We start from the raw sequence: 15,180 nt of genomic DNA, 5'->3' as shown, positions 1-15,180 counted from the left end.
CCATGGCCGCTTCACCCCACCTGGAACCCGAGATGGATCTCATCCCCCGTGCCCTGCTCTGCCTGGGCCTCGCCCTGCCCTCCATCGCCCTGGCCACGCCCTGCCAGGAGTTCGAACCCGCTACCGCGCGCCTCGAAGGCAAGCTGGAGCGCCAGACCCACCCCGGCCCGCCCAACTTCGAAAGCGTCGAAAACGGCGACGAGGCACGCACCGGCTTCTACCTGGTGCTGGCCGAGCCCGCCTGCGTGAAGGGCAACGATTACGAGACGGACATGGGCGCCGAGCAGGACGTGCGCCTGGTGCAACTGGTGCTGGACGAAGCCGGCTACAAGAAGCTCGAACCGCATCTGGGCCAGCAGGTGACCCTCGCCGGCCACCTGTTCTCCGCCGAGACCGCCTTCCACTACGCGCCGCTGCTGATGCAGGACGTGCAATGGCTGGAGGACCAGCCGACCGCCAGCGCCGACTGCGAAGCCCTGGCCGCCAAGGCCAACGACGCTGTCGGCTTCCACCCGCCCTGGTGGGGCACGGTGAAGGGCGAAGGCCGGCTGCACTTCCACAGCGCGCCGGACAAGGCCTGCACCATCCCCGGCCTGTTCATCATCCCCGGCGACGGCGTGACCATCTACGCCGCCGAGAACAGCTGGATGCAGGTGATGTACATCAACGCCAAGGGCGAGGACTTCAGCGGCTGGGTGGAAGAAAACCGCCTGGACGCCGCCGCGTCGCGCAGTGAAGGCGACGACCAGCCCGAACCGGCCGCCAGCGGCCAACCCGAGGACGTCACCACCTTCGCCGACCGCTACGCCAACTGCGAGCACTTCCTCGGCGAGGAGCCCTACGACGCAGAGCGGGCCAAGGAGCTGGCCCAGGCCGTGGAAGAACTGTGCACCGGCATCGACGCCCAGCTCGACGCCCTGCGCCAGCGCTACAAGGACGATGCCAGCGTGACCCAGGCCCTGGCCGGCTACGAGAAGGTGGAGTGACCCCTCCGCCGCGCCACCCCGACGCGGCGGCAGCCTCTCCTATACTCCTGGCGTCGCCCTGATACGGACCCCACCGTGCTCGCCAGAACCCTGTGCTTCGCCGCCCTGCTCTGCTGCGCCCTCCAGGCCACCGCCCGGCCCCTGCAGGTCGACCTGTACCTGCCCGATGCGCCGCCGCTGACCATGCTGGAAGCCGGCAACAGCCACGGCATCGTCGGCGACGCCACCCTGCTGGCGCTCAAGCGCGCCGGTTACCAGGTGCGCATCCTCGTCGCGCCCTGGGCACGGGCGCAGAAGCGCACCATGGAAGGCCGCGACATCCTCGTCATCCCCCTGTCGCGCACGCCGGATCGCGAAGCCTCCTACACCTGGGTCGCACCGATCATGGAGTTGCAGCGCGCCTTCTTCACCCTGGACGAGCCGGTGAAGGACTTCGCCGAGGCTCGCGCCCGCTACCGCCAGGTCGGCGTCGGCCTGGGCACCGCGCAGAACGAGATCCTCCGCCGCGAAGGCTTCGACGGCGGGCAGATACGCTCCCTGGTACTGGGCGACAAGCCTGCGCAGCTGCTGGAGATGGGGCGCATCGACGCCTGGTTCACCGGCGTCCCCGAGGCGCTCTACATCTGGCCCAAGGTCTCGCACCAGCGCCTGCGCATGAGCCCGCCCCTGGCGGCCACCGACCTCTACCTCGCCTGCTCCCTGGCCTGCAACCCGCAACTGTTGGACGACCTGCGCAAGGCCATCGAAGCCCTGCGCACGGACGGCAGCCTGAAGCGCATCCAGGCGCGGTACCTGAAGGACGCGCAGGTGCAACGGGAATGACGACGGAGGATTTTCTGCCACCCCCTCGACAGCGCCTCGCCACGCCTTCTATGATTCGCCACCGGCCAAGCCGGTACCCGCTCGCCAGGTTCCCTGGCCATTGCGACACCCTCTGTTTGCCGGTGATGGCCGGCCCGCTCCATGACCACTCAATGTGTCACCTCGCTGATCGACCGCCTCAACCTCCAACACCTTCTTGAATCGCTCGACGAGCCCGAGAACGTCCGCAGCCAACCACCGCTTCCTCCCCTGGGTCCGCTCTATGAAGGACGCAGCTACGCCTTCGAACGCCTGTTCGACGCCGTCTGGCTGGAGCCCCATCGCCTGAACAAGCTGCTCGCCGCCGAGCGCAGCCTGGTGATGGCCACCAACTGGACAGGCGAAAACGTATTGCACTGGATGGCGGTGGAGAACCGGGTACGGGAGATCGAACTGCTCCGCGCGCTCGGCTCGCCCATACCGCCCTATGCGTTGATAGAAGCAATGGATCTGGGCCACTGCGAGACGGTGATCCTGCTGCTGGAGCTGGGTGTGGAGGTCAACCTCACCAGCTGTCGCAACGCCTTCGCCGTCAGCAGCTACCTGCCGCCCCACAAGCGCCGGCTGATACGCAGCTACTTCCAGCAGTACGGCTACGACCTCGACTCGCCCTCCCCGCTCAAGCCGGGCCGAAGCCAGGGGCGGGAGGAAGGTGAGCGACGCCGGAAGACGCTGCGCACCCAAGCGAAACCCTCGGCACGCCGACCCAACCGCCACAAGCAGGCCCGGCGGCCGATGAACCGCCTGCACCGGCAACTCCAGGCGCAGGACGCCTGATCGCCCGGCCCTTTCCCTTGCGGAAAGGGCCGCCCTCGATTGAACGTCCCGGGCTGAAGCCCGGGCTACGGTCCCGAAACGAAACGCATCGACGACCCTGTAGGTCGGGTGCAACCCGACATGACTGTGCAGGTGCATCGCGGGTTTCACCCGCCCTACGAAGCGCCAGCCACAGCGGGGCTGTGATTGCGGGGATCAGTAGTGCTTGCCCGGGTCTTCCGGCGGCGGATCTTCTTCGGGCAGGTCTTCGAGCTTGAGCTCCAGCCCCCAGTTGGCGGCATCCTGGGTTGGCGTGGCCTGGGGCGTCGGTGCGGGGGCGGGGTCGGTGCGGCGGCGCTGGGCCGGGTGCCGGGGCCGTCGCGGTGCAGCTTGAGCTTGAGGCGCAGGTTGTTGGCCGAGTCGGCGTTCTTGATCGCCTCCTCTTCCTGGATCGAGCCCTCGATCACCAGGTCGAACAGCGCCTGGTCGAAGGTCTGCATGCCCAGGGCCTTGGATTTCTCCATGATTTCCTTGATCGAGCTGAAATCGCCGCGCTTGATCAGGTCGCTGATGGTGGAGGTGCCCAGCAGCACTTCCACCGCCGCGCGGCGCTTGCCGTCCGAGGTGCGCACCAGGCGCTGGGAAACGAAGGCCTTGAGGTTGTTGCCCAGGTCGTTGAGCAGCTGCGGGCGGCGTTCCTCGGGGAAGAAGTTGATGATGCGGTCCAGCGCCTGGTTGGCGTTGTTGGCGTGCAGGGTGGAGATGGCCAGGTGGCCGGTGTCGGCGAAGGCCAGGGCGTGCTCCATGGTTTCGCGGTCACGGATCTCGCCGATCAGGATCACGTCCGGCGCCTGGCGCAGGGTGTTCTTCAGGGCGGCGTGGAAGCTGCGGGTGTCCACCCCCACCTCACGCTGGTTGATGATGGACTTCTTGTGCCGGTGCACGTATTCCACCGGGTCTTCGATGGTGATGATGTGCCCGCCGCTGTTGCGGTTGCGGTAGTCGATCAGCGCCGCCAGGGAGGTGGACTTGCCCGAGCCGGTGCCGCCGACGAAGAGCACCAGGCCGCGCTTCTCCATCACCACCTTGAGCAGGGTCTCGGGCAGCTTCAGGTCTTCGAACTTGGGGATGTCCAGCTTGATGTTGCGCGCGACGATGGAAACCTCGTTGCGCTGCTTGAAGATGTTGATGCGGAACCGCCCGATGTTGGGCAGGGAGATGGCCAGGTTCATCTCCAGCTCACGGTCGAATTCGCCGCGCTGCTCCGGGTCCATGATGGATTCGGCGATACGCGCCACGTCGCCCGGCTTGAGCGGGTCGGTGCCCAGCGGCTTGAGCACGCCGTTGAACTTGGCACAGGGCGGCGCGCCGGTTGAAAGGTAAAGGTCCGAGCCATCCTGGGAGGCCAGAACCTTGAGCATCGAGGGGAGATCCATGGGAGCGAACGTCCAAAGGGCATTTCGAATAACGGTAGGCGAATTTCGCCCGGCTTCCTGCGCAGGAACGCGCAACCGATGAACTGTATGGGCGCGCCGTGCGCTGGCACAATGAACGGCTCCACAAACCACGAGGAAATCCCATGGCCAAGGCCCTTGCCCGCCACATCCTGGTCAAGACCGAGGCGGAAGCCGAACAGATCAAGCAGCGCCTGGCCAAGGGCGAGGACTTCGCCGTGCTGGCGAAGAAGCACTCGCTCTGTCCCTCGGGCAAGCGCGGCGGCGACCTGGGCGAAGTGCGCCCCGGGCAGATGGTGCGGGTGATCGACCAGGTGATCTTCAAAAAGCCGGTGCGCACCATCCACGGCCCGGTGAAGAGCCAGTTCGGCTACCACCTGGTGCAGGTGTTCTTCAGGGAGTGATGGGCGGTACACCGCGCGGGCGGGTGAAAACCAGCGCTCGCCCGCTAAACCGACGCGCCGCCGACAACCGACTCCCCGCCCCGCCCGCAAAACCGCTACAATCGCGCCCTTTTGCGCGTCAGCGCCCCAGCCAGCCCAGGATTCAACCGTGATCTCCACCGCCAACATCACCATGCAGTTTGTGATGCTTCCGGTGGAGATTAAGAAGCCCGGTTTTACTGGGCTGTAGCCTGGTCCGAATCTCACCGAGACGCTCTAAAAAGCACCCGAAAGCGGAAATCGGTATCGGAATTGGTATCACCGCCCCCCTCTCGCCCGTTCTGGGCAACCTTTCCCCTCCCCTGATCTACCCTTCCACCCACACCCACCACCAGCAGGACGCCGACCATGTGCGGCCGCGTTGCCCAGTACATGAGCTGGGCAGAGATTCACTACCTCCTGAACATCCACAGCCTGCCCCGGGCACGCCGCTTGATCCGCGCTACAACGTCGCCCCCACCACCCAAGTGCAGGTGGTGCTGCCGCTTGAGGACGACGCGCGAGTGGCGCCGGTTCGCTGGGGTTGGCGGCCTCATTGGGCCACCGATCGCGCTGCGCCGATCAACGCCCGCGCCGAGAAGGTCGCGCATGGGCCGTTCTTCCGGGCCATCTGGCCGCATCGCATGCTCTGCCCGGTGTCTGGGTGGTTCGAGTGGGTCGACGAAGGCGAGAAGCGGAAACAGCCTTACTTCATTCGGCGGCGGGATGGCGCGCCAACGCTGTGCGCCTCGATCGGCCAGGTGCATGACGAGCCGCAGGACTCAGACGGTTTCGTGATCATCACCGCCGACAGCCTGGGCGGCATGGTCGATGTGCACGACCGCCGGCCGGTAGCGTTCTCCCCTGCCCTCGCCCGGGAATGGCTGGACCCGGCCACGCCTCGCGAGCGCGCCGAGGAGATGCTGGCGGCCGGCGAGGGGCCCGAGGTGTTCGAGTGGTACCGAGTGGACCGCGCCGTGGGCAACGTGCGCAACCAGGGCGAGCACCTGGTCGAGCGCGTACCCTGACAGCTCGTCTGCTGGAGTTGGCAGAGCGTGCCGCAGGATAAATACTGTACGTATAAACAGTATTTATGGACTCACCATGTTCCACGCCCCCACCGATCGCGACTCGTTCCGGTTCGCCCTTTCCTACCATCAGCAGATCTACGGCATGCCGGGAACCTGGCGCACTGATCAGCTACGCAAGGCCGCCGAGCTGCTGAAGGCCGGCGCGGTCGATGAGGTGGAATTCCTGGAGATGCGGGACCTGGTCATCAGCATGCACGCGCACGCGATTGAGCGCGTGGCCAGTGACAGGGTGCACGCCCTCGGGTTCTATCACGTCATCGACGAGAGCAACGGGGCGGTGGTCGGTGTACTGGAACGTCGCCATCTTGCTGCGAGACAGCACCCACATTTGGATGCATTGCGCGCTGACCACGACGCCGACGGGCAGCTACGCATGATGGAGGCCCGAATCGTCGATCGCGGCGCGATTGACGGCCTCACCTGGACCGACGCTAAAGGCGGCGGCGCGTACCGCTTCCACCTGGTGGGCCACCTGCAGAACGGCCGGATAACGCCCAGGATCATCGACCCGGACCATTACCGCCTGGTGCGCGACCTGGCCAGGGAGGCGCTTGCCGCTGGCGACCAGGCCCGGGCGGACCAGCTGAAGGGGCGCCTGCATTGGGCGGCATGGGCCAGGTGTCCAGTCTGTCGCGAACGGTTCGACCTGGTGGACGACTGCGAGGCCTGCGCCGGCCAAGGCCTGGTGCCGGCACCTGTTCCGTCGCCTGGCTGGTGATCTCGGGTGGTCTAATCGGTATCATTGTATCCGCTTCGATACATTCAATGACCTCGGACTCTTCGGGCAACCAAAATGCCCAGCCACAGGATGGCCATTAATGCTCAACAGGTTCACTTCTGACTATCTTCTGCTACTTCGAGTTATCGCCTCTCACATAGTCGTAGCCGGGCATGCCGCCTCTTACTATGGACTGATGAGCTTCACACAGTGGCCAAACTCTCCGTACATACAGTCTTCAGCCGTAATTATATTTTTCTTTTTATCTGGATTCACGATCGCTTGGCTATGCGACAGCCGCCGGACAAATTCGGGATATAGCTATCAAAACTTCCTATTTGACAGAGCCTGTAGAATATTCATCCCACTTATCCCCGTCCTAATTCTCTATGCGGTGCTAGAGTATTTCTTCTACCGATCCACCGAGCATCCATACCCAAAGAGCTATGATGTAAAAACATTCTTTGAAAATATATTTCTGCTGCTGCCTGAGCCTTTCTCAAATGATACGTTTGGAACAAACCGACCACTGTGGTCAGTAGCGCAGGAGTGGTGGCTCTATATTTTCTACGGTGTGCTCGCCTTGACTATCAGCAAGACCAATCGCTATCTGAAATGGGGCCTGATAGGTCTTTTCGGTGCGTCACTATCGTTTGTAGTTCTTGATGTGATCGGTAAAGGCAAGGACCTAGGGATTATTTGGTTTATCGGCGCAGGAACTTGGTTTTTAGTAAAAAAAGGTGTCACCAACTCAATCAAAAGCTATGTTCTTATCATTGCAACAGCAATATCAATTTCTATAATGTTTATTTCCTCTATATGGCCAGAGGATGGAACTTATTCCATTATCTGGAACCTAGTTGTGACATTGCCGTTAATATTGACCACGATACTTGCAGGCAGACTCAACAGAGAATTAATCCCAAAACCAGCAGTCGGCCCAATTGAGTATATGGGGCAATACTCTTATACGCTGTATCTTTGCCACTACCCTCTGATGGAATTCATATCCAGAGCTGGGTTCTTTAAAGATGCTCCATGGATGGGCTTCTGTGTAATGTGCTGTGGAAGTTTAGTGCTGGCGCTAGCCATGGCTACTATTTTCGAGTTCCGTTACAAGATATATCGAGATGCTCTTTGGGGAAAACTAGCTCACTTCTCCCAGAAATATGCACCGGTACGTACTAGCGAGACTTGACCTCGCTACCGGCAGGACTGAGCCGAACCGAGCAGCTCCCTCTCATAGCCAATCCGCTGGCGGCGCTCAGCCAACAGCGCACGCACCTTCACCTCCAGCGAGTCGCCCGCGCGCAGCGTAGATGCTGCCCAGGGCGGCACAGCCACTTCCGGTACCCGGCAAGGCACCGCCACCGGAACCTCCACGCGCACCAGGCGCGGCTCGGCTTCCTGCCGGCCGGCGCACCCCGCCAGCGCAATCACCCCCACCACCACGATTCCCAGCCTCATAGCCCCAGCTCCCGGTCGATCACCGTCGCGGCCGCGGTGCACTGGTCACCGCCGATCCGCTCCTGCTGCAGGCGTTGGGCGGCCGCGTAGTCGACGGCGGCGACCTTCCGCGCCTCCTGCTGGGCCTGGGCGGCGACCTGCTGCCGCTGTTCGGCCTCCGCGCGCAGCTGGGCCACACGCGCGTTCTGCTCGGCGACGGCGCTCTCCAGGGCGCCACGGGCGAGACGGCACTGGGCGGCCAGGTCCTGGGCCTCGTCCAACTGCGGCTTATAGTGACCGGCAGCCAGCCAGGCGCCGAGGGCGCCAGCGGCCAGCAGCGCCACGCCGGACAGCACCAGGCGCACAGGGATAGCGCCGATCATGACAGCGCCCCCTTCGCCCGCTCCCAGAGCACGCGGCGCTCGGCCAGGCCGGTGAGGCCGCCATTGATGCGCCGGGTGATGCCCTCGAAATCACCCTGGTCGGCCAGCTCATTGAGCCCGCGCGAGGCCCAGAACCAGGCTGCGGCCATGGCTGCGTGCTCCGGCTGTTCGAGCAGTTCCGGGTGCGCCACCAGGTCGACGCCGAGATCCGCGCTCGCTGCCTCGTGGTTGGCCTTTCCGGTCAAATGGATCAGCCCCCGCCCGCGGTACCGCCAGCCGTCGCCGGAGACCGCCTGGCCGTTGCCCATCCGGCCGCCATAGACGGCGTTCGCGATCGCCTCGGGCTGCCGCTGCAGGCGAATGGCCAGGCCGTTCGGTGTCTTCACCCGCGCCTGCGGATCTTCGGCGAATCGAGCCGGCCAGGTGTTGGCCAGGGCCTGGGCGCTGTAATTCAGGTTTTCCACCAGCCGGGTGAGCTCGCCGCTCTCGTGGCCGACCTGGGCCAGGAAGGCCGCCAGGCGCACCGGCGACGTGATGTTGAACCGAGCGGTGGCGCGGTTGATGGCGGAAACGAAAACGCCCGCGCGGCGGCGGGCGTTCGGGAGGGCTTGCAGCAGCTGCTGCTCCGTAATCTGCATATCGTGCTCCAGAAAGAAGAAGCCCAGCGGGATGCGGGGCTTCAGGTGGTGGGTTCGGCCTCGGCCTTCGGGGGCCATTCCATCGCTGGCAACATGGCCAGCAGCTCCGCCTCGGTTGGGACATCGGCCGTGCCGGCGCGCACCCTGGCCACCAACTCATGACCCAGCGCCCAGCAGGCATCCCGCCACACGACACCGGCCTGGCCCTCGGCCCTGAACTGCTCGTTCGTGCTGGTGGCGTAGGTGCACAGGCTCAGGATGCTGTCATAGCTTCGCTCGTGCGCTACCTCATCCATGTGGAGTTGCACCACAGCCGTGAGCCGCCCGATCACCTGCTCTTCTGTTTCCAGGGCCATATCGTCCTCGATCGAGAACCTGCCCAAGTCATACCCGTTGAACTCAGCGAGTTCTTCCAGCGTCCCGCCCCACTCGGCGAAAAACTCACCATCACAAAGAACTCTCATAGTTAGGTACTCATTTCGTTAATAGTGGCAAGCGGTGAAGTGTGAAAGCCTACATCGACTATTCCGCCATACACGGCCATGCAACCGATGTTTACCGAGGCTCCAGAAATTCCGCACAAGTTCGGCCAGGAGTTGCTGTAGCCCACGCCGGACTGCGAAACAAACCGAACGTGAACCCATCCTTCGGCGACCGTAATTGGGGTGTTGGCCGGAGTCAAAACTCCATTTTTGTAATACTCAAACTGGAAGTGAAACGCGCTAACTCTTGCCCTAATCCACATAACCATTGTGGCGTACTGTTGGGCTTGAAAAAGCGCCCTGGTCAAGTTGGTAGTAGCCAGATAGCGAGTAACTGAATCAGTGCCCGCCCCCGGATTGGCGGTGCCACTGCCGAAGCTATAGGTGTCGACGAAGAATTCGATCCCGTAGCGGGCGCCTGTACCAGTGCGCCCCATGGCAGTAAGCAGAGTGGAAACCGGCTCTGTTAGTGCCCCCGCCGCCCCGCCATTGGTGCTGTTATCGCTGATGAATTGGCCGCCCGACGCGTGCGACCCGCCGTTGTATGGAGACAAGAACGTGGAGGCCGCGAAAGTCGTAACGCTTGGCTGCAGGGGGTTAATCCGCCCAGCAAAGCGGCCGCTATCGGGCATTAAGTTAATGAATGGCATGGTGTTAACAATTGGGTCTGGCGCCCACATACTCCAGGGACCATTAGTTCCGTAACAGTTGCGGCGGTACTTTCTTCCTAGCGAACTTCCTGTAGATGTTTCCCAGAAGACCTGAACAACCATATCCCCGGTAATTCCGAACGTCTTGAAAACACCGCCCTGGATGCCAGGAGGTGCAACTCCAGGGACCGTATTATTATAGAAACGGAAGCCCCTAATAGTTCTGTCATCAATATTGGTAAATCCAGTAACTACGGGCACATCGCCCATCCATCCGCCATCTCCTGCCTTTAGTACCCTACCGGGTGTTACATCAATAATTGATGCGGTCAGCGTAGCGAATGCCGCTGTACCCAAATCGTTCAAGTACTTCTGCACTTTCTGGAAGGCGACAAGTACCGAATCTGCCGCAGTAACAGCAGCGCGTGAGGAGGCGACAGTGAATCCGGACAAAAGGGTTCCGATAGCAGCAGTCCCGAAGTTGCTGATGGACGAGGCGAGTTGAGTACCTGTATGGGTCGAACGGTCCCGGAGCTGCGCGTCGGTGGCGTTGGCGGTGGCATTCGCCGCAACGCCGTCCAGCTTCGACTTCATTGCGGAAGCGTTCCACCAGGCCGCGATCGCCTGCCAGATCCTCTGGCTGGTCCAGGAGCGAATCACCGTACCTGTCCCCGCCTCGGCCTCAACCTGAGATGCTGCAGCAGGGTTCGCCTGGGCGCCGGCGTCAATGCCGTCCAGCTTCGTCTTCATAGCCGACGTCGCCCACCAGGCCGCGGCAGCCTGCCATACGCGCTGAGCAGTCCAGGCCCGTCGAGTGGTAGACGTGCCGGCCTCCGCCTCGGGCTGAGGCACCGTGGCCGCCGTCCACTCTCGAGAGTCGGAAAGGCGCGGGTCACTCGTGCTGACCTTGCCGCTCTCCAAGTTGGCCATTCCCTCGTACAACTCGGCCGTCATCTGGTTGACTCGGGTGAAGGCTTCACGCGCGTTGTCGCCGCCCTCGCCAGTCGGCGCATCGCCGAGCAGGATTTCTTGTCGTGCCATGTGGGTTCTCTCTGAGGTGGGCGGCAGCGCCGCCACTGGTCAAGCGTCGTAAGGGAAAGGCAGGTCGGTGACGTCAATCACCTGGGCCGCCGGCAGGCGGGTGGGGACGTTGTAGAAACGCTCGGTGACGTACTCATAACCGAACTTTGTGCCTGGGAGTGTGGTGAACCAGAACGACATCGACCCCACGTTGCCGTAGGCGCCCTCAATGACGTTCCACGCCCGGTTATAGGTGTATTCACCTCCGACCATCATCGCCCCGCGGCTCCACTGAAGAGACGCCGCGTAGAGCCGCCCTGGCGTCATCTGGTAATGCCAGCGGCTGACAATCCACTCGAACGTAGAGGACTGAGCCGCCAGCACCTCGAAGGTGCCGCCCGTGTAAGCCGGGTAGTTCCTGCCCCACGGCGGGGTCGGGTTGCCAATCGGCGGCGGAGGAACTGCTGGCACGACATTGGCCACGACGTTCATGGGCCACTGCCGGGAGTTGAACGTGACCGCGCCCTCCGGCGTTCTGGTGATCAACGCCGGTCCGGTGCCGGTGTCGATCATGAAATCGAACATGTAGAAGCGTGTTTCAACGCTGGCGCCCGCGAAGTAGAAGGTCCACTGGTTGCCGTTGCGCGTCATGTAAGCGCGGGCACCGGGGCCGTGCAGAAACAGAACCGGAGCCACCGCCTCGAAGGTGCAACTGTAGACGTCGTCATACTGCGTCCAGGGAATCCACACGTCGCCGCCAATGGAGCGCTGGATCAGCTTGTAGTCACGGTATGCGAACACCAGGTTTCCGGACTTGCGCAAGCCGAACGTCACCCGCGAGGAGTCCATCTGGAGCGCCCCGCTGGGCAGGTATGTCAGTAGTTTCGCGGTCATCAGAAGTACCCATACCAAACCGTTGAATCGCCGGTGCCACCTTCTGGGATGAAGGCGCCGAACTCCCAGGTGATCCCGGCCTCCGTCAAATCGATTGCCGCCAGCCGGGTGCCCTTGGGGTGCGTCGATAACTTCGGGATCTGGACCCAGAAGGGAATGCGACCCGCCGGCCACTGGACAGCAAGCGACCCGGCGGAGAAGCCGGTGTCGAAGCTGCCCATGACCTGGGTGACGTTCGAGGTCCAGTCCATCCGCAGCTTCCCGTCGGGGCTGTAGATGCGAAAACCAACACTCATAGGAACAGCCCCATTTCCAGGCCGATCTGGCCGTTCGGGTAGTAGATCCGGAGCGCGTCGTTGACGATCTGCATGCGCCCGCCGTCAGCCGTCGCGCCGTTGATCTGCAGCCCGCCGGCCTTGGCCAGGCGCCAACCGCTGGTGTTGGGCACGTAGTTGTCGGACTGCACGCTGTCGGTGATCTTGGCGAAGGAGATGGTGGCGTTGCCGATGACCGCCGAGTTGATGAAGACCTGGCCGCCCTGGACCACGAACGGCGCCACGAGGCTCGACGACCCAGTGTTGGGGTCGATGATCGCTACCCGGCCAGCAGCCAGCAGGATCTGGCTCTCGATCACCCCCTCATCGTTCTCGACGCCCACGCCGATGCCGGCCATGTAGGTCCGCCCGTCGACGGTCAGCTGGGTCTTGATCGTGTACATCGCGGCCAGCGCGTTGGCCAGCTGCTCCACCGCGACCATCGCCCCCCCGCCCGAATCGATCTTCGTGAGCAGCGCCTGCGCCAAGGCCGATTCGCTGATCCGCTTGTTGAAGTAGGCGTCGTAGTCGGATTGGTTGGCGGACGATTGTCCCCGCGTCCATGCCGTCCAGGGCCCGACGTTGCCGAGCCGATCGACCAGGCGGGCCTTGAACCAGAGTTCAACGCCGGCGGCGAGCTGAACCAGGGTGTGCTCGGCGATCGGATAGGCGTAGTGCCCGAGAAGCGTGGCGCCGGTGTCATTGTTCACGACGTTCTGCATGATCTCGGTGTAGGCCGTGTCGCCGGCGCCGGCCGGGAAGCCCCAGCGCAGATGCATGGCGAACACCGCAGGCGTCGCGCTCAGGAAGGCCAGCGCCGGCGGATTGCCGACTTTGCCGTCGAGGTTGGTCAGCACCGAGGTCGCGGCGACGGATACCACATCCATCACGTTGACCGCGCGCACCCGGGCCAGGTACGCGCCGGCGTAAATGCCGACGATGTCCACGTTCGTGTTGCCGGTGCGCGGGAGCTTGGTCCAGTCGCCATCATCACGGCGCCATTCCACGTCGAAGGCCACCGCGTGCTCCGGGGCCACCCAGCGGATGGTCGCCGTGGTCACCGCCAGCCCCTGGGACACCGCGCTGCTTGCGACGATCTGCACATCCGTCGGCGGCGCCTGGCGGCTTGGTGGGATAACGGTAATGGGGCGGTCCTCGATCCGGGCCCCGGTGTCCACCTCCTCGAACTTGTTCGGGTCGTGCTGAGTGGCGGTGATCGTGAACAGGTGCATATCGTCCCGAGCCACCCCGGTGACCCGGAACTGCTGGACGGCCAGGTCATCAGCGTCGACGGACCACTGCAGCTGCGCCTGCGGCACCTCGCTATAAGCGGTGGTGACGGTAACCACATTGCCTTCGACGGTCTCGATCGTGCGCGCCTCGGCCTTGCCGCTGGGCAGGTTGATGAGCAGTCGGTCGCCGGGCTTCGCGGCGGGCTTGCGATCGAGCGTCAACTGCCGGTTCGCCTGGAACGAGCTGATGCGCCCACCGATAGGCCGCCCGGCCAGCAGGGGGTCGGCGATACCGATGATGTAGCCCGGCATCGGGATCTGGCCGTCGAGCCCCACCTGGAAGGTCACCACACGGTCCTTCGCATTGGTGAGGAGCGCCCAGACGCCGCGCCGCTGCGCCTCGGACTCCGAAGTGCAGCCGATTGCGCTGAGTTCCAGAAGGTTGACGCCATAGCGGCGGATGAGGGCCAGGTCCGGTGGCGGTGCCGTGGTATCGGATTCGTAACCGTTCGCGGGGTTGTCGTAGCTGACCAGCGCCCGGGTGAACCTGGTGCGCTCGCTGCTGCTCGAGTAGGTGAACTTCCCGTCAATGACGTTGGCGCGGGTGTAGAGGTAGTCGATGTCCCGCGGCATGTCGGCGATCGACACCATCTGGCCCTGGGCCCAGTAGGTCATCCCGCGGTAGATCGCTGCCAGGTCGCGCAGCACCGTCCAGGCCTCTGCCTTCGACTGGATGTAGATGTTGCAGGTGTAACGCGGCTCCTGGCCGCCCTGTCCGTCTGGCACCAGCTGATCGCAGTATTGGCCGATCCGGTAGAGCTCCCATTTGTCGACCATCCAAGCCTTGACCCGCTTGCCCAGGCCGAAACGCTCGTTGGTGATCACGTCGTAGGTGATCCAGGCCGGATTATCGGTCCAGGCGGGCTGGAACGTGCCGTCCCAGGGACCGGAATAGGTGCGGGTGGCGGCATCGTAGTTGCTGGGCACCTGCACGATGCGCATCTCGGGCTCGCACGACACCTGGGGGATGTTGGTGAACTGCGAGGCGTCGAACTCGATATAGAGCAACGCGGTGTTCGGATAGCGGAGCTTGCTGTCGATGATCTCGGTGAATGCGGTCACGGTCATGGTGTCCGCAATCGTGCCGGTGCTGCTGTTCGGCGTGAGCCGGCGGACGCGGATCTGCCAACCGCTGGTGGCCGGAGGGAGGTCAACCCGGTGGCTGCGCTCATAGCCCCCGGTGGTCTTGCCGCTGGCAGCCGTGCTGACCACGGTCTGGTAGGCGCCGCCGTCGGTCTGCACGTCGATGGCATAGGCCACGGTGTAACCGGTGATATCGCCGTTGGTGTGCTGTTGCTGGAGAGCAGGCCAGCGGAACCGCAAGCGGATAGCAGAGAGCTGCAGATTGGTGACCGCGCGCACATAGGGCGTGCCGTTACGCAGTTCAACGTTCTGGGCAATCTCGTTCTCTACCGCGGCCATGCCCTGGATGTAGCTCTGGTGTTGGCTGCCCGGGCGAAACTCCCATTTCACATAGGGGAAGTTACTGCTACCGGTGGAGTCGATCAGGGGCGTGCCGTCGAGGAAGATGCGGGTGCCATCGAGGCGGCCGTTGAATTCACCTTCGCCCAACGCGAGCAGCATCTTTGCCTTGGCCACCGAGCGCAGGCTGTCGGGGGACTCCACCGGCTGCCTGGCTTCGCTTTCGCCGCCCTTCCTGCCATGCAGTTGGACGCCCTGGGCTGCGAGCATGTACTCGTCGAAATCGATCATGGGTTTCCTCTGGGCATGAAAAAGCCGCCCGGAGGCGGCTTGCGTTGTTGCGATGGCGCC

The 15,180-nt window shown here is 63.5% G+C and carries 15 protein-coding genes and 1 pseudogene; 7 read left to right on the top strand and 9 right to left on the bottom strand.

What is annotated here, in order from left to right; all coding sequences use genetic code 11:
- The first annotated feature begins 32 nt into the window (after nt 1-32).
- From PSm6_RS22335 to PSm6_RS22325, 3 genes are all read left to right on the top strand, one after another.
- Nucleotides 33-986, top strand: coding sequence for a DUF4431 domain-containing protein (locus PSm6_RS22335; protein ID WP_021216617.1), 954 nt, complete (start codon nt 33-35; stop codon nt 984-986).
- 75 nt (nt 987-1,061) lie between these two features.
- The gene (locus tag PSm6_RS22330; protein ID WP_021216618.1) at nt 1,062-1,808 is read left to right on the top strand and encodes a substrate-binding periplasmic protein; all 747 of its coding nucleotides are present in this window, start codon (nt 1,062-1,064) and stop codon (nt 1,806-1,808) included.
- A gap of 141 nt (nt 1,809-1,949) precedes the next feature.
- Nucleotides 1,950-2,624, top strand: coding sequence for an ankyrin repeat domain-containing protein (locus PSm6_RS22325; RefSeq protein WP_265168269.1), 675 nt, complete (start codon nt 1,950-1,952; stop codon nt 2,622-2,624).
- A gap of 195 nt (nt 2,625-2,819) precedes the next feature.
- Here the strand turns inward: PSm6_RS22325 and PSm6_RS22320 are convergent.
- Nucleotides 2,820-4,039: pseudogene (locus PSm6_RS22320) on the bottom strand (PilT/PilU family type 4a pilus ATPase).
- A gap of 143 nt (nt 4,040-4,182) precedes the next feature.
- Between PSm6_RS22320 and PSm6_RS22315 the strand changes: the two are divergent.
- The 4 genes from PSm6_RS22315 to PSm6_RS22300 all read left to right on the top strand — a co-directional run bounded on the left by PSm6_RS22315 (nt 4,183) and on the right by PSm6_RS22300 (nt 7,486).
- Nucleotides 4,183-4,461 (top strand): peptidylprolyl isomerase, encoded by a 279-nt coding sequence (locus PSm6_RS22315; RefSeq protein WP_021216621.1) that lies wholly within the window; start codon nt 4,183-4,185, stop codon nt 4,459-4,461.
- Between the two features lie 515 nt (nt 4,462-4,976).
- Complete coding sequence (locus PSm6_RS22310; RefSeq protein ID WP_371876958.1) at nt 4,977-5,507, top strand: SOS response-associated peptidase; 531 nt, start codon at nt 4,977-4,979, stop codon at nt 5,505-5,507.
- A gap of 76 nt (nt 5,508-5,583) precedes the next feature.
- Nucleotides 5,584-6,288 (top strand): hypothetical protein, encoded by a 705-nt coding sequence (locus PSm6_RS22305; protein ID WP_265168268.1) that lies wholly within the window; start codon nt 5,584-5,586, stop codon nt 6,286-6,288.
- 100 nt (nt 6,289-6,388) lie between these two features.
- On the top strand, nt 6,389-7,486 hold the full coding sequence (locus tag PSm6_RS22300; RefSeq protein ID WP_265168267.1) for an acyltransferase family protein: 1,098 nt from the start codon (nt 6,389-6,391) through the stop codon (nt 7,484-7,486).
- Nucleotides 7,487-7,491: 5 nt separating this feature from the next.
- Here the strand turns inward: PSm6_RS22300 and PSm6_RS22295 are convergent, their stop codons facing one another.
- From PSm6_RS22295 to PSm6_RS22260, 8 genes are read right to left on the bottom strand one after another with little or no spacing between them, the layout of a single operon-like run.
- Nucleotides 7,492-7,755, bottom strand: a complete 264-nt coding sequence (locus PSm6_RS22295) for a hypothetical protein (RefSeq protein ID WP_043246838.1) — start codon at nt 7,753-7,755, stop codon at nt 7,492-7,494.
- Complete coding sequence (locus PSm6_RS22290; protein ID WP_265168266.1) at nt 7,752-8,117, bottom strand: hypothetical protein; 366 nt, start codon at nt 8,115-8,117, stop codon at nt 7,752-7,754. The genes PSm6_RS22295 and PSm6_RS22290 overlap by 4 nt, the downstream gene beginning before the upstream one ends.
- Nucleotides 8,114-8,755 (bottom strand): glycoside hydrolase family 19 protein, encoded by a 642-nt coding sequence (locus PSm6_RS22285; protein WP_265168265.1) that lies wholly within the window; start codon nt 8,753-8,755, stop codon nt 8,114-8,116. Before PSm6_RS22285 ends, PSm6_RS22290 begins: the two co-directional genes overlap by 4 nt.
- A 41-nt stretch (nt 8,756-8,796) precedes the next feature.
- On the bottom strand, nt 8,797-9,219 hold the full coding sequence (locus PSm6_RS22280) for a hypothetical protein (RefSeq protein ID WP_265168264.1): 423 nt from the start codon (nt 9,217-9,219) through the stop codon (nt 8,797-8,799).
- Between the two features lie 2 nt (nt 9,220-9,221).
- Nucleotides 9,222-10,928, bottom strand: coding sequence for a hypothetical protein (locus tag PSm6_RS22275; RefSeq protein ID WP_265168263.1), 1,707 nt, complete (start codon nt 10,926-10,928; stop codon nt 9,222-9,224).
- A gap of 39 nt (nt 10,929-10,967) precedes the next feature.
- Nucleotides 10,968-11,801 (bottom strand): hypothetical protein, encoded by an 834-nt coding sequence (locus PSm6_RS22270; RefSeq protein WP_265168262.1) that lies wholly within the window; start codon nt 11,799-11,801, stop codon nt 10,968-10,970.
- Nucleotides 11,801-12,097, bottom strand: coding sequence for a hypothetical protein (locus PSm6_RS22265; protein WP_265168261.1), 297 nt, complete (start codon nt 12,095-12,097; stop codon nt 11,801-11,803). Before PSm6_RS22265 ends, PSm6_RS22270 begins: the two co-directional genes overlap by 1 nt.
- Nucleotides 12,094-15,120: a TipJ family phage tail tip protein gene (locus PSm6_RS22260; protein ID WP_265168260.1), complete on the bottom strand. Its 3,027-nt coding sequence runs from the start codon at nt 15,118-15,120 to the stop codon at nt 12,094-12,096. The genes PSm6_RS22265 and PSm6_RS22260 overlap by 4 nt, the downstream gene beginning before the upstream one ends.
- Nucleotides 15,121-15,180: the final 60 nt, after the last annotated feature.

It is taken from the genome of Pseudomonas solani (assembly GCF_026072635.1).
Taxonomy (GTDB): domain Bacteria; phylum Pseudomonadota; class Gammaproteobacteria; order Pseudomonadales; family Pseudomonadaceae; genus Metapseudomonas; species Metapseudomonas solani.
Note: the sequence above shows the minus strand (reverse complement) of the source record. Positions and strands in the feature narration are given on the sequence as shown.

Excerpts from the sequence above, each read along its gene's own strand:
- PSm6_RS22335 (WP_021216617.1), top strand. The coding sequence starts at position 33 with ATGGATCTCATCCCCCGTGCCCTGCTCTGCCTGGGCCTCGCCCTGCCC.
- PSm6_RS22325 (WP_265168269.1), top strand. The coding sequence starts at position 1,950 with ATGACCACTCAATGTGTCACCTCGCTGATCGACCGCCTCAACCTCCAA.
- PSm6_RS22315 (WP_021216621.1), top strand. The coding sequence starts at position 4,183 with ATGGCCAAGGCCCTTGCCCGCCACATCCTGGTCAAGACCGAGGCGGAA.
- PSm6_RS22305 (WP_265168268.1), top strand. The coding sequence starts at position 5,584 with ATGTTCCACGCCCCCACCGATCGCGACTCGTTCCGGTTCGCCCTTTCC.
- PSm6_RS22300 (WP_265168267.1), top strand. The coding sequence starts at position 6,389 with ATGCTCAACAGGTTCACTTCTGACTATCTTCTGCTACTTCGAGTTATC.
- PSm6_RS22295 (WP_043246838.1), bottom strand. The coding sequence starts at position 7,755 with ATGAGGCTGGGAATCGTGGTGGTGGGGGTGATTGCGCTGGCGGGGTGC.
- PSm6_RS22290 (WP_265168266.1), bottom strand. The coding sequence starts at position 8,117 with ATGATCGGCGCTATCCCTGTGCGCCTGGTGCTGTCCGGCGTGGCGCTG.
- PSm6_RS22285 (WP_265168265.1), bottom strand. The coding sequence starts at position 8,755 with ATGCAGATTACGGAGCAGCAGCTGCTGCAAGCCCTCCCGAACGCCCGC.
- PSm6_RS22280 (WP_265168264.1), bottom strand. The coding sequence starts at position 9,219 with ATGAGAGTTCTTTGTGATGGTGAGTTTTTCGCCGAGTGGGGCGGGACG.
- PSm6_RS22275 (WP_265168263.1), bottom strand. The coding sequence starts at position 10,928 with ATGGCACGACAAGAAATCCTGCTCGGCGATGCGCCGACTGGCGAGGGC.
- PSm6_RS22270 (WP_265168262.1), bottom strand. The coding sequence starts at position 11,801 with ATGACCGCGAAACTACTGACATACCTGCCCAGCGGGGCGCTCCAGATG.
- PSm6_RS22265 (WP_265168261.1), bottom strand. The coding sequence starts at position 12,097 with ATGAGTGTTGGTTTTCGCATCTACAGCCCCGACGGGAAGCTGCGGATG.
- PSm6_RS22260 (WP_265168260.1), bottom strand. The coding sequence starts at position 15,120 with ATGATCGATTTCGACGAGTACATGCTCGCAGCCCAGGGCGTCCAACTG.